This window comes from uncultured Aquabacterium sp. (assembly GCF_913773725.1).
In the GTDB taxonomy this organism is placed as follows: Bacteria; Pseudomonadota; Gammaproteobacteria; order Burkholderiales; family Burkholderiaceae_C; genus Aquabacterium.
On sequence record NZ_CAJYGK010000062.1, the window covers coordinates 1 to 5,043 of the forward strand.

The following is a 5,043-nucleotide window of genomic DNA, read 5'->3' on the forward strand; positions in this document are numbered from 1 at the left end:
GGCGAACTGCTCGATGCGGAATCTTCCCCTCTGACCCTGAGCCTTCAGGATTTTGTCGGCGAGTTCGGCGACGAACTACTCGACGCCCTCAACAGCGCTAATCCGCCGGTCTATACCGGCCAACCGCAGGCGCACCGGCAACTGGTGGTCGCCAGCCTCAAGCGCAAGCTGTTCCCAGCCCAGGCCGAAGTCGTCCACGCCGCCGCCGAGCTGCTGATCGACCGTGGCGAACGTGCTGCGATCGTCAATGGCGAGATGGGCTGCGGCAAGACGACCGTCGGCATTGCCACGGCCGCCGTGCTCAACGCCGAAGGCTATCGCCGCACTCTGGTGCTGTCGCCGCCCCACCTGGTTTACAAGTGGCGGCGCGAGATCCAGGAGACGGTGGCCGGTGCCAAGGTGTGGGTACTCAACGGGCCGGATACGCTCGTCAAGCTCATCAAGCTGCGCGAGCAGTTGGGCGTGCAGGCCACGGGCCAGGAGTTTTTCGTCCTGGGCCGCGTGCGGATGCGGATGGGCTTCCACTGGAAGCCTGTCTTCACCCAACGGCGTACCCGCCACGGCGACGTGGCGGCGTGCCCGGACTGTGGCACGGTCATCACCGACCTCGACGGCGAGCCGGTCAATCCGGTCGCGCTGGAAGCCGAGGAATACCGCCGGAAGTGCGGCCACTGTGCCGCGCCCCTGTGGACGCTGATCCGCCCGCGCAGCCTGTCCGGCAGCGACCAGTCCTCGGCTGTGCTGAAAGCCCTGAAGCGCATCCCGACCATCGGGGAAGTCACCGCGCAGAAGCTGATGCAGAAGTTCGGCGACGGGTTCCTGGCGTCGATGCTGGGCGACAACATCCACGAGTTCATCAATCTCATGGACGGCAACGGCGAACTGGTGTTTTCCGACCGTCAGGCCACGCGCATGGAACGCGCGATGGCCAACATGGAGTTCGGCTTCGGCGAAGGGGGCTACCAACCCTCCGAGTTTGTAAAACGCTATCTTCCTCAAGGCACGTTCGACCTGCTCATTGCCGACGAGGCGCACGAGTACAAGAACGGCGGCAGCGCCCAGGGCCAGGCCATGGGGGTGCTGGCGGCGAAGGCTCGCAAGACCTTGCTGCTGACCGGCACGCTGATGGGCGGCTACGGGGACGACCTGTTCCACCTACTGTTCCGGGCACTGCCCGGGCGGATGATCGAAGACGGCTACCGCCCGACCACGAGCGGCAGCATGACCTCGGCCGCGATGGCGTTCATGCGCGATCACGGTGTCCTGAAGGACATCTATTCCGAGAGCACCGGCACGGCGCACAAGACGGCCAAGGGCACCAAGGTATCGGTGCGCACAGTCAAGGCCCCGGGCTTCGGCCCCAAGGGTGTGCTGCGCTGCATCCTGCCGTTCACCATCTTCCTCAAGCTCAAGGACATCGGCGGCAACGTCCTGCCGCCGTATGACGAGGAGTTCCGCGAAGTCGCAATGGACACGGCGCAAGCCGCGGCCTACCGCGATCTGGCGGGTCGGCTGACCGCGGAGCTGAAACAGGCTCTGGCGCGACGCGATACGACCTTGCTGGGGGTGGTGCTCAACGTGCTGCTGGCCTGGCCGGATTGCTGTTTCCGGTCGGAGACCGTGACACATCCGCGCACGCGCGCCACTTTGGCGTTCACACCGGCTCAGTTCAACGAGTTCGAGGTGATGCCGAAAGAGCGTGAGCTGATCGACATCTGCAAAGAGGAGAAGGCGCAGGGCCGCAAGGTCCTGGCCTACACGGTCTATACCGGCACGCGCGACACCACGTCACGCCTGAAGGTGCTGCTGGAGCAGGAAGGCTTCAAGGTGGCGGTGCTGCGCGCGAGCGTGGACGCCAGCCGCCGCGAGGACTGGATCGCCGAGCAACTGGACCGTGGTATCGACGTGCTCATCACCAATCCCGAGCTGGTCAAGACGGGGCTGGACCTGTTGGAGTTCCCGACGATCGTGTTCATGCAGTCGGGCTACAACGTGTACTCGCTGCAGCAAGCGGCACGCCGCTCCTGGCGCATCGGGCAGAAGCTGCACGTGCGCGTGATCTACCTGGGCTACGCAGGTTCCTCGCAGATGACCTGCCTGGAGCTGATGGCCAAGAAGATCATGGTCTCGCAGTCCACCTCGGGCGACGTGCCTGAATCCGGGCTGGATGTGCTCAATCAGGACGGTGATTCCGTCGAGGTCGCACTGGCCCGGCAACTGGTCGCCGCCTGATCTCCACGCCAACGCCGGCCTCGCGCCGCCGGCTTTCCGTTGTTCCCACCTTGCAGCCACGCCCACGGTCTCCGTGGACGTGGCTGCGCATTTTTAACCCCAAGGAGATTTCCATGAACGCTACTACCCAAGCCATGCCCGAAACCGTCAATGCGCGCCTGACGCTGGACGTGACCTATCTGCTCAACGGCGAGGCCGCGCCGGAATTACTGGCACGGCTGCAACGCATGTGCGAACTCGCCATCGGCGAGGGACTGCTGACCGGCGAGACCGCCGCGGAAGTGGACACCTGGTCGATCGATGTGTCCGAGGTGCCTTCGACGGCCGACCGCGAAACGCTCGAAGCCGAGATCGCCGCCTTCATGCAGCAGCGCATCGAGGACGGCAACCTCGGTGCCGAGGACATTCCCTTGCGCTTGGCGCGCTATGGCCTGATGGCCCCCGAGGCATTCGCCGACGAGATGCGCGAGCGCATGGGCATGGACGACGACGCCCCCACGGGCCAAGCCGTCATCCCCTCGACCGAACCTGCCGACGGCAGCGAGATCGAGATGCAAGTCGCGGTCGCCTGCATCGGTGCCTCCGGCAGCCCCGACGTGCCGGTCTTCAAGGTCAGGATCACCCAGGAGGAATACAACCTGGGTATCCACTACAACAAGGCCAAGGACTTGACCGAAGACGCCCGGTACGAAGGGCCGTTCATCTGCTTTGACGCTGCCGAATACGGCCCCATCCTGTCGGCCGCCCGCGAACTGGGCCTTGTCCCGCAGGTCGTCGTGGTCGATATGACCGACGGCCAGATCCACTCCATCCGCTGCGACAGCGGCGAGATCAAGGTCATCTGCTACGACACCAGCGACACCGAAGAGTATTCGGCGGCGGTGGCAAACCGGCCGCTCGGCGAGAACGGGCAGTTCGTGCGCTGCTGGTCGCACACCCAACTGGCACAGGTCGATCCCGGCCTGAAGCTGGCTCGGGATTGATCGGGCGAAGCCCGATGCGTTTTCACTGGCCCCTTCGGGGGCCTTTTTCTTTGGAGGGAGGCTGCTGGGAAATCGGACGCTGCCTGGTTCGCATTGTTTGCTGCCGCTCATGGCCCGAGCGGCGATGGTGAGGGCTCGATGTTTCAGGACGACGCGCCATGTGCCCCTCACCACCCTGGTTTCACCATCCCGAACGCCGCCTGCTGGCGGGAATTCTCGGCCTGCTTTGGTCGGTGCTGGCTGGCGGCTGCGCGACGACGAGCGCGCCCGTCGCGCGCGACATCATCGAGGAAGTCTCGGCCGCGCCCGTACCCGAAGCACCCGAGTACATCCCCGTCGTGCGCTACGGCCGCTACACCCTCGTGGAACTGGCACCGACAGCAGCGCAGCGCGACCTGCTGTTGCAGACCATCGACGTGTCAATGCCCGAGGATGCCCGCGCCACGGTCGGCGACGGGCTGCGGCATGTCCTCAAGCGCAGCGGTTACGGCTTGTGCCAGACGGCGCACACAGTGATCGAGCTGTACGCACTGCCGCTGCCGGCGGCGCACCTGCACCTCGGCCCCATGACCCTGCGCGATGCGCTGCTCACGCTGGCTGGTCCGGCCTGGGAACTGCACGCGGATGACCGCGCGCGGAAAATCTGCTTCGAGCGGCCCGGCGACAGCATGACCGCCGACAACGTACCCGCGCCGCCCGCCACCGAGGCGGCGCAGACGTTCCCGCTGACGCCCGCGGCATCGGGAGGCCAGCCATGAACGCCCCGCAGCCCGCCCATCGTTCAACGGCCGCCGTGGTGGTGCAGAGCCTGATGTGGCTCTGGCTGTTTGGCCTCAGTGTTCTCGTGGCCCTGGGCTACCAGGCCATGAACGACCAGGCCGACCAGGAGCGCCTCGATACCCGCCTGCAACGCCTCGAAGCGCAGGCGACAGGCCTGGCCGAGACCATCGAGGCCATCCAGCAGCGTCCGGCCATCGCCACGGCGGCAGACCTCAAAGACACCCGCCAAATCCTGGAAGCACGCGCGGCCCAGGTCGAGAAATCGCTGAGCGCCTATGCCGCTGCCGACGACCTTCAGGTGCTGCGTGCCGAGGTCGAGCAGATCAAGGTGCGTCAGGCCACCGCACGCGCCGCAGCACCCACCCAACCGCGCACCCCGAACAAACCCGCCGCCAGGCTGGAACCGCCGCCGCTGCCGTTTCGCGTCATCGACGCAGAACTGCGCGCCGGCCACCGCAGTGTGTCCGTCGCACCCAGCAGCGGGGGCTTCGCGCCCGACCAGCTTCAGGTGCTGCTGCCGGGTGATGCGGTCGGCCCGTGGCGCTTGCAGGCCGTCGAGGGCAACACCGCGGTGTTCCAGGCCGGCGACCAGACCCGTCGCGTGGCGATTCCCTGACCGGAGCAGATCGCATGAAGCCGTCGATCATCCTTTCCGTTCTCCTGCTGGCGTCCACCCAGTGGCCCGCCTGGGCGCAGCAGCCCGCCACGGCCCCCGCCCGCAATGCGCAAAGCCAGGGGCGCCCGCTGGCCGCCCGCATCCTGGACGACCGGGTGGCGAGCGACTGGGGCCTGCAACCGCAGGAATGGACGCGCTACCGCGAACTGATGGACGGGCCGCTGGGCATCTACTCGCCCAACCTGGACCCGCTGTCGGCCCTGGGCATCGAAGCGCGCACCGACGAGGAACGGCGCCGCTACGCAGAACTGCAGGTGCAAGTCGAGGCGCGCCGCGTCGAGAAGCTGCTTGCCTATCAGCGCGCCTACGACGAGGCCTGGCAGCGCCTGAACCCCGGCATGCAGCGGGTGAACCTGCCGGACGACAAGCCGG

General features: G+C 66.6%; 5 protein-coding genes. All 5 read left to right on the forward strand.

The window, feature by feature from the left end:
• A partial coding sequence (locus QZ709_RS07950; protein ID WP_294636735.1) for a helicase-related protein occupies positions 1–2,232 on the forward strand: 2,232 nt, incomplete at its 5' end.
• A 113-nt stretch (positions 2,233–2,345) separates the two neighbouring features.
• Positions 2,346–3,215, forward strand: a complete 870-nt coding sequence (locus tag QZ709_RS07955) for a hypothetical protein (RefSeq protein WP_261659719.1) — start codon at positions 2,346–2,348, stop codon at positions 3,213–3,215.
• 158 nt (positions 3,216–3,373) lie between these two features.
• Positions 3,374–3,973, forward strand: coding sequence for a PilL N-terminal domain-containing protein (locus tag QZ709_RS07960; protein ID WP_261659718.1), 600 nt, complete (start codon positions 3,374–3,376; stop codon positions 3,971–3,973).
• A complete protein-coding gene (locus QZ709_RS07965; RefSeq protein ID WP_261659717.1) occupies positions 3,970–4,611 on the forward strand; it encodes a hypothetical protein in 642 nt (213 codons plus the stop codon). Before QZ709_RS07960 ends, QZ709_RS07965 begins: the two co-directional genes overlap by 4 nt.
• Before the next feature lie 14 nt (positions 4,612–4,625).
• Positions 4,626–5,043, forward strand: a 418-nt coding sequence (locus tag QZ709_RS07970) for a TIGR03759 family integrating conjugative element protein (RefSeq protein WP_294636738.1), incomplete at its 3' end; no start/stop codon positions are given.